Origin of the sequence: Streptomyces uncialis, assembly GCF_036250755.1 — a bacterium.
Classification (GTDB): Bacteria; Actinomycetota; Actinomycetes; order Streptomycetales; family Streptomycetaceae; genus Streptomyces; species Streptomyces uncialis.
The window spans coordinates 5,107,501-5,126,197 of sequence record NZ_CP109583.1 but is presented as its reverse complement, the minus strand read 5'-3'; the positions used below and the strand labels follow the sequence as shown (position 1 = coordinate 5,126,197).

12 protein-coding genes and 2 rRNA genes (1 of these 14 cut by a window edge) are annotated in these 18,697 nt (G+C 68.5%); 9 read left to right on the top strand and 5 right to left on the bottom strand.

The annotated features are described in order from the left end of the window. Positions 1-60 precede the first annotated feature (60 nt). Together OG711_RS21245 and OG711_RS21240 are read right to left on the bottom strand one after the other, a co-directional pair. Positions 61-762, bottom strand: coding sequence for a phosphatase PAP2 family protein (locus OG711_RS21245; protein WP_073796111.1), 702 nt, complete (start codon positions 760-762; stop codon positions 61-63). Positions 763-1,157: 395 nt separating this feature from the next. Beyond that, the gene (locus OG711_RS21240) at positions 1,158-2,171 is read right to left on the bottom strand and encodes a C40 family peptidase (RefSeq protein WP_073796113.1); all 1,014 of its coding nucleotides are present in this window, start codon (positions 2,169-2,171) and stop codon (positions 1,158-1,160) included. 452 nt (positions 2,172-2,623) lie between these two features. Between OG711_RS21240 and OG711_RS21235 the strand changes: the two genes are divergently transcribed. From OG711_RS21235 to OG711_RS21205, 7 genes are all read left to right on the top strand, one after another. Then, positions 2,624-2,932, top strand: coding sequence for a hypothetical protein (locus OG711_RS21235; protein ID WP_073796155.1), 309 nt, complete (start codon positions 2,624-2,626; stop codon positions 2,930-2,932). 637 nt (positions 2,933-3,569) lie between these two features. After that, complete coding sequence (locus tag OG711_RS21230; RefSeq protein ID WP_073796115.1) at positions 3,570-4,451, top strand: hypothetical protein; 882 nt, start codon at positions 3,570-3,572, stop codon at positions 4,449-4,451. An 82-nt stretch (positions 4,452-4,533) separates the two neighbouring features. Beyond that, positions 4,534-5,856, top strand: coding sequence for a hypothetical protein (locus tag OG711_RS21225; RefSeq protein WP_073796157.1), 1,323 nt, complete (start codon positions 4,534-4,536; stop codon positions 5,854-5,856). Continuing rightward, positions 5,853-7,418: an SCO6880 family protein gene (locus OG711_RS21220; protein ID WP_073796117.1), complete on the top strand. Its 1,566-nt coding sequence runs from the start codon at positions 5,853-5,855 to the stop codon at positions 7,416-7,418. Before OG711_RS21225 ends, OG711_RS21220 begins: the two co-directional genes overlap by 4 nt. A gap of 222 nt (positions 7,419-7,640) precedes the next feature. After that, positions 7,641-9,050, top strand: a complete 1,410-nt coding sequence (locus OG711_RS21215; RefSeq protein ID WP_073796121.1) for an ATP-binding protein — start codon at positions 7,641-7,643, stop codon at positions 9,048-9,050. A gap of 96 nt (positions 9,051-9,146) precedes the next feature. Next, complete coding sequence (locus OG711_RS21210; RefSeq protein WP_329560063.1) at positions 9,147-10,922, top strand: type IV secretory system conjugative DNA transfer family protein; 1,776 nt, start codon at positions 9,147-9,149, stop codon at positions 10,920-10,922. A 209-nt stretch (positions 10,923-11,131) separates the two neighbouring features. Continuing rightward, a complete protein-coding gene (locus tag OG711_RS21205) occupies positions 11,132-12,235 on the top strand; it encodes an IS110 family RNA-guided transposase (RefSeq protein ID WP_405673086.1) in 1,104 nt (367 codons plus the stop codon). 299 nt (positions 12,236-12,534) lie between these two features. On the opposite strand, the gene OG711_RS21200 is transcribed toward OG711_RS21205, so the two are convergent. Further along, positions 12,535-13,095, bottom strand: a complete 561-nt coding sequence (locus tag OG711_RS21200) for a GNAT family N-acetyltransferase (RefSeq protein WP_329560062.1) — start codon at positions 13,093-13,095, stop codon at positions 12,535-12,537. A gap of 190 nt (positions 13,096-13,285) precedes the next feature. Between OG711_RS21200 and OG711_RS21195 the strand changes: the two genes are divergently transcribed. Both OG711_RS21195 and OG711_RS21190 read left to right on the top strand, forming a co-directional pair. Further along, on the top strand, positions 13,286-14,623 hold the full coding sequence (locus tag OG711_RS21195) for a sensor histidine kinase (protein WP_456341300.1): 1,338 nt from the start codon (positions 13,286-13,288) through the stop codon (positions 14,621-14,623). Continuing rightward, positions 14,620-15,291, top strand: a complete 672-nt coding sequence (locus tag OG711_RS21190) for a response regulator (RefSeq protein WP_266517417.1) — start codon at positions 14,620-14,622, stop codon at positions 15,289-15,291. Before OG711_RS21195 ends, OG711_RS21190 begins: the two co-directional genes overlap by 4 nt. Positions 15,292-15,417: 126 nt before the next feature. On the opposite strand, the gene rrf is transcribed toward OG711_RS21190, so the two are convergent. Beyond that, positions 15,418-15,534 (bottom strand): 5S ribosomal RNA (rrf, locus tag OG711_RS21185). A 115-nt stretch (positions 15,535-15,649) separates the two neighbouring features. Further along, positions 15,650-18,697, bottom strand: a 23S ribosomal RNA gene (locus OG711_RS21180) (it continues 74 nt past the right edge of the window).

The following is an 18,697-nucleotide window of genomic DNA, read 5'->3' as shown; positions in this document are numbered from 1 at the left end:
ACGCGGTCGCTCCCGGACCTCATGGGGCCGCCCCGGACTCTCAGGAGCCGCCCCGGGGGTTCAGGCCGCGAGGTCCCGTTCCTCGGGGCGGGGGTCCGGGCTGCGGTGGGACTCGCGGGAGGCGTCGGACATCGAATTCGGGCGGATCAGCCACGCGCCGTGCCGGGAGCGGCCGACGGCGCGGGTCAGCGGGGTCAGCAGCAGCGCGGCGAGCGGGGCGAGCAGCAGGGCGACGGCCGTGCCGAGGGCGAATCCGCCGATGACGTCCGTGGGGTAGTGGACGCCCATGTAGATCCGGGAGACACCCGCGAGGAACGCCATCGCGATGGCGTACAGCCCGTACTTGCGGTGGGCGATGAAGATGCCGACGGCCATCGCCATGGCGAGCGTGGAGTGGTCGCTGACGAACGAGTAGTCCGTCTTCCCCTCGATCAGGACCTCCAGGCCCTCATGGTCGAGGAAGGGTCTGGGCCGTTCCACGAAGCCGCGGATGGGGATGTTCACGATGACGGCGATGGCGGCGGCCAGCGGCACCCAGATCACGGCGGCGGCCGACTGCGCGGCCTCCTCCAGCGATCCGGCGCGGGCCCGCAGCTTCCACCACGTCCACACCCCGAGCAGCACGAGACCGAACATCAGCCCGTACTCGCCGACGTACTCCATGGTGTGGTCGAACCACGTCGGGGCGTCCTTGGCCAGGCCATTGATCTCGTAGAGCAGACTGACGTCGGGGTTCGACCCGGAGTCTTCGAGTCCAGCCATGGTGCCGCGGCCCCTTCATCGTTCAGCGTTTCCCGGGGCGCACCTGGCTGTGCGCCTCCTCACCAACCCCCGTTGGTCCATCCCGCCCGGTGGCCGGCTGCCGGTCCGTCCGTCGACGGTCGCACCGGAGGCCACGGGCGCCCTAACGGTCTCCCGCTCCGGTCGGCCCGTGACCGGCCCTTCGGCCACGTATACGAGGAACGCACAGCCACCTGGGTTGCGTTCCGCACTCCACCGAAAGATCACTGAGACGTTACCGAAGAGAGACTCGTGGTCACAGTTCGGACCGTTGTGCCCGGGAGGCATTCCGGCCAGAAGGGGCGGGGGACCCTCCATCCTCACATGTCCGGACCGACCCCGCCGCCGCGCTGCGACGCTGGTCAAGGCCGGTTTCCTCAGATCGAGGGCGGCGGCTTCGGCAGCGCTTTCGCGCCGTCCTCGGTCACTCTCGTCGCCCCGAAGTAGTCCGGCGTATCGATCTTCGTGAACCGGATCACAGCACCCGTCCGCGGCGCGTCGATCATGTACCCGCCTCCCACGTAGATGCCCACGTGCCGGATGGCCCGCGAGTTGGTGAGATCGTCCGAGAAGAACACCAGGTCACCGGGGAGCAGCTCGGCGCGCGCGGGGTGCGGTCCGGCGTTGTACTGGTCGTTGGCGACCCGCGGCAGCTCGATGTCCATCGTGCGGTACGCGGCCTGGGTCAGTCCCGAGCAGTCGAACCGGCCGCCCTGCGCGGCGGTGCCCGTACCGCCCCACAGATAGGGGGTGCCGAGCTTCGTCTGCGCGTAGTGGATCGCGCCGGCCGCCTGCCGGGAGGGCTCCACCCGGCCGACGGGCCGCGCGAAGCTCTTCTCCAGACTCGTGATGATCTTCACATAGTTCTGTGTCTCCTTGTACGGGGGCACCCCGCCGTACCGGATGACGGCGTAGGCGCCCGCGTTGTACGCGGCGAGCATGTTGTGCGTGGGATCGCCCGGCGCGTCCTTGACGTACCCCGCGAGCTTGCAGTCGTACGACGCCGCCGACGGGATCGCGTCCGCCGGGTCCCACACATCGCGGTCCCCGTCGCCGTCCCCGTCGAGGCCGTGCGCCGCCCAGGTGCCGGGGATGAACTGCGCGATCCCCTGCGCCGCCGCGTGGCTCTGCGCGCGCGGGTTCCAGCCGGACTCCTGGTAGAGCTGGGCCGCGAGCAGCGCCGGATTGATCGCGGGGCAGAGATTGCCCCACCGCTGCACCAGCGGCTGGTACGCCGCCGGAACGGCGCCCTTCGCCAGCCCGACGGCGGCACCCCCGCCGCCTCCGCCCGCGATGTTCCCGGCGACCAGGAACGTACCGATGACCAGCAGCATCACCAGCCCGAGCGCACCACCGACGGCGGCCCCGGCGATCAGCCCAGCCTTACGCACCGTCAACCACTCCTCAGCGCCCGGGAGTCCACCGCCCGCCAGTGTAGGCCGGGGACGGCGGGGCAGCAGGAGCGCAACGGAGGGGTGCGATCCGCACCGGTGCGCCCCCTCACGCGACCGCGACGGCATATGGCACGCGCGTGCGATGGTGAACACCGGGCATGCCACACGGGCCTGGCGGGCGATCAGGGCACAACGACCGAACCGCCCCTCAGGTTTCGCAAGGTCATCATTGCCCGGCGTGACACCACGTGATACACAGAGTGACCATACGACCCTTTGTATGCCGCTTCGCGCCCCCCGCGTGAGCCGGTGGACAATAATTCGTACGAAACCTGCCAACCAAAGACGCCAAGTCGACATACGAAGGCGGATTCGTCGGCAACAATGAGGCGTGACCTCTGCGCGCTCGCAGAGGGTCAGGAACTACCCATACAGGGGCGGTGAGTTACATGCTTATGGCAGCCGAAAAGGGCGATATCACCACCATCATCGGCGGGATCGCCCCGGACTGGGGCCCCTTCGGGAGCCTGGGCAACGAGGCTCGGGTGATGATCCAGGTGGTGATGGCGGCAGCCATCCTGCTGTGCCTCGGCATTGCGATCTGGGGTGCGGCCAAACAGCGCATCGGCGCGACCGCGCTGCGCGACACCTTCAGCGCGGAACAGGGCAAGGGCCTCATCGTCGCGGGCCTCACCGGGGTCTTCATCATCGGTTCGCTCGGCACGGTCTTCACCATCGTGTACGGCATGGCCGTCTAGGACGTGTCCCGCGGACCAGGCCGGATCAGGGAGCGGGGTCCGGCGCGGGCGATCGCGAGGCGGGGAAGGGAGGCATGGCGAGCCATGCCGACCGACGACCGCCCGGCGGACGCGCGTGCCGGGGCCCCCGGGCCCGACCCGACCCGGACCACACGCCCCGACCGCGCGCCGGCGTCCCGCCCGGGGCGCCGCACGGCCGTGTCCGGGCACCGCCCCGGTCCCCTCCACCCACCCGCCCGTCGCGCCCACCGCCGAGGTTGCGTCTCCTGATGCCGAGTCACCACACCGCGCCCACGCGGACACCAGCACGGCCACCGTCACCACCGGCACACCTGCCGCCGACCCCGCGTGGGGTTCGGGGTCCGGACCTGGGCCTGGGTGCGGGTTCGGGTCCGGATCTCGGTCCGGTTCTGGGTCCGGGTGCGGGTGCGGTTCTGGGTGCGGGTTCCGTTCCGGGTCCCTCGGCCATGGGTGCCCGGGCCGTCGGAGCCGGGGGCACCGGCTCCCCGGCCGGCAGCGGTGCGCGGGTGGCCGGTCCAGGAGCACGGCCAGGTGCCGAGGTGCGGTACGCCGTCCTACGGGAACCCACCGGACGGTACCGCGGGGGCCGGTACGACATCGAGGGGACGTACACGCGATGAGTCCGGACGACGACGGCTACGGCGACAGCGGACGCCACGGCGGACCCGGACGCGGCGACGGCCCGCCGGACGACTACGCCACGTCCGGCTACGGCGGCAGCGGCCAGACCCGCACCCGGCTGCCCGAACGCGCCGGCGACCACCACGGCGGCGCCCGCAGATCCCGCACGTCCTCACGCGGGCTCGTCACCGTCGTCGGCATCGTCGTCCTGCTCATCGCCGCCATCGCCTTCGCCAACCGCGCCGACGAGGAGCCGGACGCCGGAGCCGGGGCCGACCGCCCCCGCGCCGACACCACCGCCGCGACCGGCACCCGGCCCGTCGACAGCGAGAACAACGGCATCGCCTCCGGCTACGCCCACGACACCCAGGGAGCGCAGTCCGCCGCGGCGAACTACGCGGTGGCCCTGGGCTCGGCGGAGATGTTCGACAAGGGACGCCGGGACCAGATCCTGCGCGCCATCATCGTCCCGTCGAAGGTGGCCGGCTTCGCGACCGCCCTGGACAAGTCGTACTCCCCCGGGTTCTACAAGGCCGTCGGCCTCAACGACGACGGCAGCACACCCCAGGGCTTCACCTTCGTCTCCCGCACCAGCCCGATCGGTACCAAGGCGACCACCGTCGACGCCGAACGCGCCACCGTGGAGGTGTGGTGCGGCGGACTCGTCGGCCTCGCCGGTGAGAACTCCACCAACCCGGTCACCCACACCTGGTTCACCCTCACCGTGAACCTGGAGTGGACCGACGGCGACTGGAAGATCGTGGCCCACTCCCAGAAGGAGGGCCCGGCGCCTGTCCCCGGCGACAATCAGGCGTCCAGCGCCGACGACATCGCGAAGGCAGTCGAGGGGTACGGAGGGTTCACCTATGCGCGGTAGCCGTTCACCTGTGCCGGACGGCACCCCGTCCGGCACGCAAGCGCGCCCCGGCCGCCGGACCCCCGGCAGACAGCCGGACACCATGCCCTCCCGCCGCCGCCCGCTGCGGCTCGCCGCCACGCTCACGGCCGCGCCCGTCGCCGTCCTGCTGCTGGCCACCCGCGCGACCGCCGCGCCCACACCCACCCCGACACCGTCCCCGTCGGCCAGTGACAACAACTGCGACCTCATCCAGGGACCCGCACGGGAGTACTGCGAGGAAGGCGGCAGGTCCGGCGGCCGCAGCGGTGGGGACTCCCCCGCCGACTCCCTCACCGGCACCCTCGACCCCCTCACCTCCCTGGCCAAGGGCTGCGCCGACGCCGCCGCCTGGACCGTCGGGAAGCTCTCCGAAGCCGTCAAGGAGACCGCCGAGGTCGACTTCACCAACCCGACCTTCCTCCAGCAGTACGCCGTCGTCTTCGCGGCGTCCACCGTCCTCACCCTGCTCCTGTGGCTGCTGGCCGTGGCCAAGCGGGCCGTCCGCGGCGTACCGCTCAGCACCGCCCTCACCGAGGCCGTCGGGTTCCTGTGGCTGACCGTCATCGCGTCCGCCTTCACCCCGCTGATCCTCTACACCGTCGTCTCCGCGACCGACGGCGTCACCGATGTCCTCGCCCGCTCCACCGGCGGCCAGACCGATGTGTTCTTCGGTTCGTTCTCCGAAGCCCTCACCAAGGGCGACGACATCGGCGGCGGCCCCATCATGCTGATCGTCGTCTCCCTCGTCTCCGTCCTCGCGGCCGGCGTCCTCTGGCTCGAACTCGTGATCCGCGCCGCCCTCCTGTACGTCGGTGCGCTGCTCGGGACGGTGGTCTACGCCGGACTCGTCGACAAGAACCTGTGGGGCCATGTCCGCCGCTGGGCCGGCATCATGATCGCGGTCATCCTGGTGAAACCCGTCATCGTGATCGTCCTCGGCCTCGCCGGTGCCCTCAGCGGCTCCGACGAGGGCCCCGACGCGTTCTCCGCCGTCGTCTCCGGTCTCGCGATCATCCTGCTCGCCATCTTCGCCAGCGCCATGATCTACCGCTTCGTGCCCGGCTTCGGCGACGAGATCGCGAACTCCCGCAACAACCGCCTCCAGCAGGGCGCCGAGAGCCGCGCCGCCGCCGTCATCAGCTCCCCGGCCGCACTCGTCTCCCAGGGCATCAAGACCCACAGCGCCCGCGCCGACAACACCGGCGGCTCCGCACCACGCCCGAGCAACCCGGCGAGCGGCGGGGTCGCCGCCCACGGCAACCGCGGCGGCGGCGGACAGGGAGGCGGCGGGGGCGCCGCACCCGCCCCCCGCACCAGCCCCATGAACTCCCCGCACGCAAGCGCCAACCGCACGAACAACCGCACGGGAGGTGAAGGGCGTTGACGACCGAATCGCTGTCCCACGCGTCCCACCCGGTCTCACCCCGCCGCACCTATCTCATCGGCCGGGCCCGGCCCAACGCCGTCGTCGGCCGCAACCGGGAGACCGGCGAGATCGCCCTGATCATCGGCGGCGCCTTCGTCGGCATGATGTGCGGACTCCTCGTCCCCGTGCTGTCCCTGCGGATCGTGCTCCTCGTCGGCTTCCCCATGCTCGCGTTCGCCGCCGTCTACGTCCCCTACAAACGGCGCACGTTCTACAAGTGGTTCGAGATCAACCGCAGCTACAAGCGCCGCGTCAAGCAGGGCACCACGTACCGCTCCGAAGCACCCGAAGCGGGACTGAACCTCGACGGACGCGAGGTCGAGGTCGGCCCCCCGCCCGGCATCGGCCGTATCACCTGGCTGTCCGCGCCCTTCGGCCCCGACGAGCTCGCCGTCCTCCTGCACGCCGACCGCAAGACCATCACCGCCGCCATCGAGATCGAGGGACCCGGCGTAGGGCTGCGCGACTCCGAGGACCAGGAAGCCCTCGTCGACCGCTTCGGCACCCTGCTCAAGCATGTCGCCAACGGCGACGGCTTCGTCACCCGCATCCAGATGCTCGCCCGCACCCTGCCCGCCGACCCCGACGCCCACGCCAAGGACGTCGCCCAGCGCGGCGACCACCAGGCGCCGCCATGGCTCCAGGAGTCCTACGAACAACTCCAGTCCATGGTGTCCACCAGCAGCGAGCAGCACCGCGCGTACCTCGTCGCCTGTATGCACCACAGCCGGGAACTCGCCGCCGAAGCCAGCACCATGGCCCGCGCCACCCGCGCCCAGACCGGCCGCAAGCTCGACCGCGACGCCGGACTCGCCATCGTCATGGCCCGCGAACTCACCGACATCTGCTCCCGCCTCCAGGAAGCCGACATCCGGCTGCGCCAGCCGCTGGGCCAGAGCCGCCTCGCGTCCCTCGTGCACTCCATGTACGACCCGGACCACCCCATCGACCACATCCAGGCCATGACCAAGCGCAACGCCTGGCCCGCCGAGCTCGACGCCATGGAGCCCACGTACCTCCAGGCCAAGACCCGCGAGTCCAGCACCCGCGCCCCCTGGTGCCACGCCACCGCCTGGGTCAAGGAGTGGCCGATGACGCCCGTCGGCGTCAACTTCCTCGCCCCGCTGCTCGTCCACACCCCGGACGTCATCCGCACCGTCGCCGTGACCATGGACCTCGAACCCACCGAGATCGCCATCGAGCGGATGCTCACCGAGAAGACCAACGACGAGGCCGACGCCAGCCGCGCCGCGAAGATGAACCGCACGGTCGACCCCCGGGACATCGCCGCGCACTCCCGGCTCGACCAGCGCGGCGAGGACCTCGCGTCCGGTGCCGCCGGGGTCAACCTCGTCGGCTACATCACCGTGTCCGCCCGCTCCCCCGAGGCTCTCGCCCGCGACAAACGCACCATCCGCGCCTCGGCGGGCAAGTCGTACCTCAAGCTGGAATGGTGCGACCGGGAACACCACCGGGCATTCGTCAACACGCTGCCGTTCGCCACCGGCATCCGCAAATAACCCGCCCCCGACCAGGTGACGACGGCACACAGGAACGACCAGGCGATGCGGACGGACCAGGTCCATGACGCGCACCAGGCCCCCACGGACAGAACCAGGCCACGCACAGATGAACCAGGTCCCAGAACACCCGAACCAGGCCGGTGAACGTGAACCAGACCCACCGAGGACGATCGATGTGCGGGGACACGGAGATGCGCGTGGACGGGAGCTGATGAACTGATGCGGGACCCGCTGTCCATCCTTACGGACGCCTTCACGGCGTTCCTCTTCGGGAAGGTGGAGACGACCCGGCTGCCCGTGCGCACCTCCACGGGCCAGGCCCAGGCCGTCTACCTGCCGACCGCCGCCCCCGGCCTCGGCGACTCCGGCGTGATCATCGGCCGCGAGGTCTACTCCGGCAAGGGCTACATCTACGACCCCTTCCAGCTGTACGGGCAGCAGCTCCCGGCGCCCCACTGGCTGGTGCTCGGCGAGTCCGGCAACGGCAAGTCCGCGCTGGAGAAGACCTACGTCCTGCGCCAGCTCCGGTTCCGCGACCGTCAGGTCGTCGTCCTGGACGCCCAGGGCGAGGACGGCGCCGGCGAATGGAACCTCATCGCGCAGGAGCTGGGCATAACCCCCATCCGGCTCGACCCGACCGCCGCCCTCGACATGGGCATCCGGCTCAACCCGCTCGACCCCGCGATCACCACCACCGGGCAGCTCGCCCTGCTGCGGACCATCATCGAGGTCGCGATGGGCCACGGCCTCGACGAGCGCTCCGGCTTCGCGCTGAAGGTCGCCCACGCCTTCGTCAACGAGACCATCGTGACGCGTCAGCCCGTCCTCACCGACATCGTCGAACAGCTCCGCCACCCCGAACCCGAGTCCGCGCAGGCCATGAACGTCGCCATAGACGACGTCCGCGCGTGGGGCCTCGATGTCGCCCTGGTGCTGGACCGCCTGGTCGACGGTGACCTGCGCGGCATGTTCGACGGCCCCACCACGGTCGGCATCGACCTGGACGCCCCGCTCATCGTGTTCGACCTGTCCCATATCGACCGCAACTCGATCGCCATGCCCATCCTCATGGCCATCGTCGGCGTCTGGCTCGAACACACCTGGATCCGCCCCGACCGCAAGAAGCGCATCTTCCTGGTCGAAGAGGCCTGGCACATCATCAACAGCCCCTTCGTCGCCCAGCTCTTCCAGCGTCTCCTCAAGTTCGGCCGCCGCCTCGGACTGTCCTTCGTCGCGGTCGTCCACCACCTCTCCGACGTGGTCGACGGCGCCGCCGCGAAGGAGGCCGCCGCGATCCTCAAGATGGCCTCCACCCGCACCGTCTACGCGCAGAAGGCCGACGAGGCCCGCGCCACCGGCCGGGTCCTCGGCCTGCCCCGCTGGGCCGTCGAGATCATCCCCACCCTCACCCCCGGTATCGCCGTCTGGGACGTCAACGGCAACGTCCAGGTCGTCAAACACCTGATCACCGAGGCCGAACGCCCCCTCGTCTTCACCGACCGCGCGATGACCGAGTCCTCCGCCACCCGCGACGAGGCCCTGCACGCGGCGGAACTGGAGGCGGAGGAACGCGCGGCGGCCTTCGTCGAACAACAGATCGGCGAATCCTCGGAATCGACGGTCGCCTGATGCCCCGGAGCGACGGCGTCGGCGACCGGGACCGGGACGACGGTGACCGCGCCCTGACGGACGGAGGCGCGATGCGGGGACGGACGGAGAGGTGACATGCCGGGACAGGACCGTGGGGGGTACACGGCGGAGTACGACAGCGACCCGCCCCGGGGCGGTGGCGGCGGACCCCGCCGCAACGAACGCGGGGTACCCGACTCCCTGCTCGTCGGCGGCCTCGCCTTCCTCCTCGGTACGACCCTCCTCGTCTGGTCCTCCACGAGTCTGGCGGCCCGATTCGCCCACGGCTCCTGGCCGGGCGGCGTCACCTTCGACCACACCCCGGCCGCCCTGCGCCATCTGATCACCAACCCCGGTGACCTCACCGGCGCCTGGTCCGCCACCCCCGCCGACCATCTCTCCGGCCCCGGCCTCTTCTGGACGCTCTTCCTCACCCAGCTGACCCTGCTGATCGTCCTCGGCGTCTACGTCACACGGCTCGCCACCTTCCTCACCACCGGCCGCACCCGAGCCCAACGCGCTCAGGACCGCGCCAGAGCCCGCAAGGCCGACCACCCGTACCCCCGCCACGCCGAGAACCGGTACGACACCCCCGAAGACCGGGGACGGTACGGGGACGACCGGTACGGCGACCCCGGACGGGACGGGGCCCTCCACCACGCCGACGAACGGCCCGTGGATGAACGGCCCGAACGGAAGCAGCTCCACCCGAACCGGTACGAGGCACCGGCAGCAACACCCCAGGAAGCCCCCCTCACCCCGAGCACCACCCACCCGTCCCCCAGCACCGCACCAGCCCTGCCCGCGCCCTCCGTCACAGCAACCCCCGCCCACCCGGGACCCGCCGCCCCCGCACCCGCGACCCCGACCGCAACCGCAGCCGGCACCGCACCGGCTCAGGCCGCAGCCCCGCTCCCCGTACCACATCCCGTCCCGCCCTCCCCCAGTCCGTTGTTCCTCGGCCCCCCGGACGCCCGGCAGCCGCTCGCGGTGCAGGCCGTACGCGACGCGGAGGGACCCGCTCTCGTCATCACCTCCGACCCCGCGATCTGGGCGGAGACCAAGGACGCCCGCGCCAAGCTCGGCCCTGTGCTCCTCTACGACCCTCTCCACCTCTGCGACACCCCGGCCCGCCTCCATTGGTCACCGAGCAGGGGCTGTGAGGACCGGGACACGGCGGCCCTGCGGGCGAAGGCACTGCTCGCCCCGATAAGGCCCAGCGCGAAGCTCGACACGGCGGTCGCCGACACCGCCGAGACCCTGCTGTGCTGCTTCCTGCACGCCGCGGCCGTGGACGGACGCCAGTTCCGCCACGTCCACCGCTGGGCACAGGGCAGTCAGGTGCAGGAGGCGGTACGGGCACTGCGGACCAACCCCGCGGCCGCGTCCGGCAGCGCGGGCGAGCTGGAAGCCGCCCTCACCGCCTATCCCGAACGCCGCGACATCGCACAGGAACTGACGGCACGTGCGCTGTCGGCCCTTTTCACCGTGAACGTCCGCGAGGCGTGCACACCGAACCGAACTGACGCGCTCACCCTGGATTCCTTCGTGGCCGAAGGGGGCACGCTCTATCTGGTGGGAGAGGCGATCGAAGATCCCAAGTCCCGCCCCGGAGCCATGCCTTTGCTCACGGCTCTGGCCTCAAGCGTGGTCGAGCACGGCCGGCGCATGGCCGAACGGTCATCCTCCGGTCGGCTCGACCCACCATTCGCCCTCGTCCTCGACGATGTGGCGGCGGTCGCCCCGATCCCCCAGCTCCCCGCACTGCTCGCCAGCGGCGCCGACCGGGGGATGCCGACCCTCGCATTGCTCCGCTCACGTGAACAGGCCCGCGCCCGCTGGCCGCACGACGAGCTCCCCATCCCCGCCTGACAGTGAGGATGTTCGTGAGCGTTCCCCGGCGGGGTCTGACCCACCGCCTGACTGACTCAGGGTCCTCAACGGGATCTGTCGGCCCCGTTCGGGGGGCGCTCGTGTGCATCCGTCGGGCCGGGGGACGTGACTTCATAAGAGCCTGGCCAGAGGCCCCATCACTGTCTTGTCCGCCCTCCCGGCCGACGGGTGCCATCCCACCCGGTCGAATGGACAGGACGGCACAACCCACGATGGCACAGCACCAGGTCGAGGTCACCGGCGGCGTCGACACCCACAAGGACACCCACACCGCGGCGGCGATCGATTCGGCGGGCCGGGTCCTGGGCTCGGCCCAGTTCCCCGCTTCCGCGCTCGGCTACCGCAAGCTTCTGACCTGGCTCTCTTCCTTCGGCACCCTGCTGATGGTCGGGGTCGAGGGCACCGGCGCCTACGGCGCCGGCCTTGCCCGCTACCTGCGTGAACACGACGTGAGGGTGGTCGAGATCGACCGCCCGGACCGCAAGACACGCCGCTGGCAGGGCAAGTCCGACCCGGTCGACGCCGAGGCGGCGGCGCGGGCCGCGCTCGCCGAACGCCGCACCGGCACCCCGAAGTTCCGGGACGGCCGGGTCGAGGCCCTGCGGGCGCTGCGGGTCGCCCGCCGCAGCGCGGTCCAGCAGCGGGCCGACGTCACCCGGCAGATCAAGAACCTGATCGTCACCGCGCCGGAAGGCGTCCGCACGATGCTGCGGTACCTGAAGGACAAGGACCTCCTGGCCGTCTGCACGGGCTTCCGCCCGGGCCTGGACCAGGCGGGCGATCCGGTCACCGCGACGAAGATCGCCCTGCGGTCCCTCGCCCGCCGCCACCGAGGCCTGGGCCAGGAGATCGACGAACTGGACGAGCTGATAGCCCCGCTCACCCAGAAGATCAACCCTGCCCTGACCGAACTGAACGGCGTCGGCCCGGACGTCGCGGGCCAGCTGCTGGTCACGGCCGGGGACAACCCCGACCGGCTCCGCTCGGAAGCGGCGTTCGCCATGCTCTGCGGCGTCGCCCCGCTGCCCGCGTCATCCGGCCGAACCCACCGCCACCGCCTCAACCGGGGCGGCGACCGGGCCGCGAACGCGGCCCTCTACCGGATCGTTCTCTGCCGCCTGCGCTGGGACCAGCGCACCCGCACCTACATGGAACGTCGCACCAGGCAGGGCCTGTCGAAGAAAGAGATCATTCGCTGCCTCAAGCGGTTCGTCGCCCGCGAGATCTACCACGCCCTGACCACCACGAACGCCACAGCAGCGGCCCCAAGCCACCTCACAACCGCTGCTTGACATCCATAAGAGCATCCACCCCCAACCTCCGGTACCGCCACCGGCACCAACTCCAAGCCCCGGCCCAGGTCCAACGCCCGGTGCTGGTCCCCGTCCCGCTCCCGGCCAGGCACGAGCATCGGTGCCCTCACCGCCGTCATCGTCCGCATCGACATCCCTTCCACACGTCCTTCCCGACCTGTCCCACCAGCGCCCACCGCGCAGCCGGTCAGCCGGGCACCGGGGTACCGGACAGCCGCAGGTGCGGTGAAGCACGAGGGCGGGGCGCCCTCGCAGGGACAGAGGACCATGACGGAGAGTCACCGCGCATCGGACTGGCGTAGCATCTCCATCTCGTACTCCAGTAGTGCGGGGTTCAGGGCGAACGGCAGGGTCAGCCCGGTGCGGACGAAACCGGCCCGCCGGTAGAAGCCCTCGGCCCTGGGGTTGGCACCGTTGACGATCAGCCGTACCCGCTCGACGCCCGGCTGCGACCAGGCCCAGTCGAGAGCGGCGGCGAACAACGCGTCGGTCAGCCCGCTGCCCCGGCGCTCCGGCCGTACGTAGACGCCGTAGAGGTGCGCCTGGAGCCGGTCGACGGGCAGCCCGACGACCTCGTCCACGGCGCCCGGACGCTCCAGGACGGCACCCACCGACCCGGCGAACACCGTGTCAGGCCCCACCGCCACGAACTGGCACTGCCCGTCGCCGGACGCCAGCAGCGCGGTCCGCTCCCGCCACCAGGCCTCCGACCGCTCCACCGCCTTCTCATAGGTCTCCAGGAACGCGACCGATGCCAGGGGGTCGCTCAGGGCCGCCAGCCGCAGCTCCCGGGCCGGCGCCCACTCCTCTGCGCGGATCGCGCGAACGTCGTATTCCATACCCGGATGATCCGTGCCGACGTCCGTCGGCCGCAAGAAAATCCGAGACGCGGGTAGTACCGGGGTATGAGCGGAGATCTGCCGCATCGGGACCTGGGTCCGATGTGGCGAGTGCCCGCGGCGTAGGACGATGGCCGGGTAGGCGGGACTTCGGCCGGGGGAGCTGGGTGAACTGAGGAGAACGGACGGGCTGAGGAGCCTGGGGCGCAGGCTGCTCCTTCTGAAGGGAGGACGGGGCCCGGCCTCCTGCGCGCGGGACTTCGTCCCGTTCCCCCAGCGTGTCCAGCAGGCTGTCCGCGCCGCCGATCAGCGGCGTCCACGCGTCTGGGACGCGCTGCTCACGAGTTTCTGGCTCATCGCGGTCCTGATCGACTTGAACGACGGCGGCTGGCGGATGGTCGCGATCAACAAGAACGTGCCCGGCTGGCTCCTGCTGCTGATCACGGTGTCCTTCACGGTGCCGCTGTACTGGCGTCGCAGCCACCCGTTCACCGTCATGGTGGCCACCGCTGTCCCCGCCTTCGCGAACTCGCTGTCCGGAGCGGTGCTTCAGGCGGAGACCCTCCAGCTCATCGTCGTCTACAACATCGCGTACCGGCTGCCGTTCCGGAGCTTCTGGTGGGTGGGGGCCCTGATCGCGGCTCCGCAGACGGCGGGTGCGGTGCGCTTCCCCGATTCGGCCTGGTGGGACCGGGGAGCGCAGTTCCTGTGGGCCACGCTGTTCGTCGCGCTCATGGGCGTGGTGGTCCGCAGCCGCCGTGACTACACCAGAGCACTGGTGGAACGCGCCCGTCAGCTGGAGACCGAACGGGACCAGCAGACCCGTCTCGCCGCCGCCGCGGAACGCGCCCGCATCGCGCGGGAGATGCACGACATCATCGGCCACAACCTGTCGGTCATCACCGGTCTCGCCGACGGTGGCGCGTACGCGTCGAGGAAATCGCCGGAACGTGCCGGGCAAGCGCTGGAGGGGATAGCGACGACGAGCCGTCAGGCCCTCGGCGAGCTCCGGCGTCTGCTGGACGTCCTGCGCGAGGAAGCGCCGGGCGCGCGGGAGCCCGACCTGTCACCCCAGCCGGCTCTCGTGGACCTCGACGGGCTGGTGGAGCGGGTACGTGCCGCCGGTCTTCCCGTCCATACGACGGTGCACGGCACTCCGGACGCCGTGCCTCCCGGGCTCCAGCTCACGGTGTACCGGCTGCTCCAGGAGGCGCTCACGAACACGATGAAACACGCCGGGCCGGGCGCCACCGCGGAGATCCAGGTCCGGTACGAACCGGACGAGGTCCGTCTGGCGGTGACGGACAGGGGCGGCCGGCCGGACAGTTCCGCGGAGCCGCCGCATCCGCTGCCCGTGGATGGCGACGAGCCACGCGCTGACGCGGGGCGCGGGCTCACCGGTATGCGTGAACGCACGGCCTTGTACAGCGGCACACTTGACGCGGGTCCGCTCACCGACGGCCGGGGCCGGCCGGTCGGCTGGCGGGTCCATGCCCTTCTTCCCCTCCCCGAGGAAACCACGACGTGACCACCGTTCTCATCGCCGACGACCAGCACCTGCAGCGGCTCGGCTTCCGCATGCTCCTGGAGAGTCAGGACGACCTGACGGTCGTGGGCGAGGCGACGAACGGCATGGAGGCCGTCCGTCTGACCGCGCGACTCCGCCCCGATGTGGTCCTGATGGACATCAGGATGCCGGGCCAGGACGGCATCGAGGCCACCCGCCAGATCGTCGCTACGGGCGACCGCACCCGGGTCCTCATCCTGACCACGTTCGACCTGGACGAGTACGCGTACGCGGGTCTCCGGGCCGGCGCGAGCGGGTTCCTCGTCAAGGACGCCCTTCCCGAGGAGCTGCTGTCCGGTATACGCGCGGTGGCGACGGGCGACGCGGTGGTCGCCCCGAGCCTGACCCGTCGTCTCCTCGACGCGTACGTCAAACATCTCCCCGCCGACGGATCACAGGGCGGTGCCCCGGTCATGGACGAACGGATCGCCGCCCTCACCGAAAGGGAGCGCGAGATCCTCACGGTCATCGGTCAGGGCTGGACGAATCCGGAGATCGCGGCACGTCTCCATCTCGCGGAGTCGACCGTGAAGTCCCATGTGGGCCGCATCCTCGCGAAGACCGGCGCCCGGGACCGCGTCCAGGCGGTGATCCTCGCCTACGACGCACGCCTCGTGGAACCGACGTGACGTCATGACACCGCCCCTGCGGATTCCCGTCCCTCCAGTAAGGAAAAAGGCCGGGAACGCAAAGAAGGCCGTGGTCTTCAAGAGAAACAAGTTCTCTTGAAGACCACGGCCTTCTCTATAAAGTTAGTTCGGCGGTGTCCTACTCTCCCACAGGGTCCCCCCTGCAGTACCATCGGCGCTGTAAGGCTTAGCTTCCGGGTTCGGAATGTAACCGGGCGTTTCCCTCACGCTATGACCACCGAAACACTACGAAACACACCCCGCACACCCCCACCGGCCCACACAACCATTGCTGGTCGGGGCAGGGGGGTGTTGGTTGTTCGTGGTTTCAGAACCAACACAGTGGACGCGAGCAACTGAGGACAAGCCCTCGGCCTATTAGTACCAGTCAACTCCACCGGTCACCCGGCTTCCATATCTGGCCTATCAACCCAGTCGTCTACTGGGAGCCTTACCCCATCAAGTGGGTGGGAGTCCTCATCTCGAAGCAGGCTTCCCGCTTAGATGCTTTCAGCGGTTATCCCTCCCGAACGTAGCCAACCAGCCATGCCCTTGGCAGGACAACTGGCACACCAGAGGTTCGTCCGTCCCGGTCCTCTCGTACTAGGGACAGCCCTTCTCAAGACTCCTGCGCGCGCAGCGGATAGGGACCGAACTGTCTCACGACGTTCTAAACCCAGCTCGCGTACCGCTTTAATGGGCGAACAGCCCAACCCTTGGGACCGACTCCAGCCCCAGGATGCGACGAGCCGACATCGAGGTGCCAAACCATCCCGTCGATATGGACTCTTGGGGAAGATCAGCCTGTTATCCCCGGGGTACCTTTTATCCGTTGAGCGACGGCGCTTCCACAAGCCACCGCCGGATCACTAGTCCCGACTTTCGTCCCTGCTCGACCCGTCGGTCTCACAGTCAAGCTCCCTTGTGCACTTACACTCAACACCTGATTACCAACCAGGCTGAGGGAACCTTTGGGCGCCTCCGTTACTCTTTAGGAGGCAACCGCCCCAGTTAAACTACCCATCAGACACTGTCCCTGATCCGGATCACGGACCCAGGTTAGACATCCAGCACGACCAGAGTGGTATTTCAACAGCGACTCCACAACCACTGGCGTGGCCGCTTCAAAGTCTCCCACCTATCCTACACAAGCCGAACCGAACACCAATATCAAACTATAGTAAAGGTCCCGGGGTCTTTCCGTCCTGCTGCGCGAAACGAGCATCTTTACTCGTAGTGCAATTTCACCGGGCCTATGGTTGAGACAGTCGAGAAGTCGTTACGCCATTCGTGCAGGTCGGAACTTACCCGACAAGGAATTTCGCTACCTTAGGATGGTTATAGTTACCACCGCCGTTTACTGGCGCTTAAGTTCTCAGCCTCGCCCACCCGAAAGTGAGCTAACCGGTCCCCTTAACGTTCCAGCACCGGGCAGGCGTCAGTCCGTATACATCGCCTTACGGCTTCGCACGGACCTGTGTTTTTAGTAAACAGTCGCTTCTCGCTGGTCTCTGCGGCCACCCCCAGCTCAAGCAGCAAGTGCTATCACCAGAAATGGCCCCCCTTCTCCCGAAGTTACGGGGGCATTTTGCCGAGTTCCTTAACCATAGTTCACCCGAACGCCTCGGTATTCTCTACCTGACCACCTGAGTCGGTTTAGGGTACGGGCCGCCATGAAACTCGCTAGAGGCTTTTCTCGACAGCATAGGATCATCCACTTCACCACAATCGGCTCGGCATCAGGTCTCAGCCTTGATGAGCGGCGGATTTACCTGCCACTCGGCCTACACCCTTACCCCGGGACAACCACCGCCCGGGATGGACTACCTTCCTGCGTCACCCCATCACTCACCTACTACAAGTCCGGGTCACCGGCTCCACCACTTTCCTTTCCCCGAAGGGTCCGGAACGGCTTCACGGGCTTAGCATCGCCTGATTCGATGTTTGACGCTTCACAGCGGGTACCGGAATATCAACCGGTTATCCATCGACTACGCCTGTCGGCCTCGCCTTAGGTCCCGACTTACCCTGGGCAGATCAGCTTGACCCAGGAACCCTTAGTCAATCGGCGCACACGTTTCCCACGTGTGTATCGCTACTCATGCCTGCATTCTCACTCGTGAACCGTCCACCACTGCCTTACGGCGCGGCTTCACCCGGCACACGACGCTCCCCTACCCATCACAGCGGGCGTTGGCCCTCATGCTGCAATGACACGACTTCGGCGGTACGCTTGAGCCCCGCTACATTGTCGGCGCGGAATCACTAGACCAGTGAGCTATTACGCACTCTTTCAAGGGTGGCTGCTTCTAAGCCAACCTCCTGGTTGTCTGTGCGACTCCACATCCTTTCCCACTTAGCGTACGCTTAGGGGCCTTAGTCGATGCTCTGGGCTGTTTCCCTCTCGACCATGGAGCTTATCCCCCACAGTCTCACTGCCGCGCTCTCACTTACCGGCATTCGGAGTTTGGCTAAGGTCAGTAACCCGGTAGGGCCCATCGCCTATCCAGTGCTCTACCTCCGGCAAGAAACACACGACGCTGCACCTAAATGCATTTCGGGGAGAACCAGCTATCACGGAGTTTGATTGGCCTTTCACCCCTAACCACAGGTCATCCCCCAGGTTTTCAACCCTGGTGGGTTCGGTCCTCCACGACCTCTTACAGCCGCTTCAACCTGCCCATGGCTAGATCACTCCGCTTCGGGTCTTGAGCGCGCTACTATATCGCCCTGTTCGGACTCGCTTTCGCTACGGCTTCCCCACACGGGTTAACCTCGCAACACACCGCAAACTCGCAGGCTCATTCTTCAAAAGGCACGCAGTCACGACATGCAAGCAAGCTTGCATGCGACGCTCCCACGGCTTGTAGGCACACGGTTTCAGGTACTATTTCACTCCCCTCCCGGGGTACTTTTCACCATTCCCTCACGGTACTATCCGCTATCGGTCACCAGGGAATATTTAGGCTTAGCGGGTGGTCCCGCCAGATTCACACGGGATTTCTCGGGCCCCGTGCTACTTGGGTGTCTCTTCCAACGAGCCGTTGACGTTTCAGCTACGGGGGTCTTACCCTCTACGCCGGGCCTTTCGCATGCCCTTCGCCTACACCAACGGTTTATAACTCGCCGACCGGCCGGCAGACCGATCCAAAGAGATCCCACAACCCCCTGCATGCAACCCCTGCCGGGTCTCACACATACAGGGTTTAGCCTCATCCGGTTTCGCTCGCCACTACTCCCGGAATCACGGTTGTTTTCTCTTCCTGCGGGTACTGAGATGTTTCACTTCCCCGCGTTCCCTCCACATGCCCTATGTGTTCAGGCATGGGTGACAGCCCATGACGACTGCCGGGTTTCCCCATTCGGAAACCCCCGGATCAAAGCCTGGTTGACGGCTCCCCGGGGA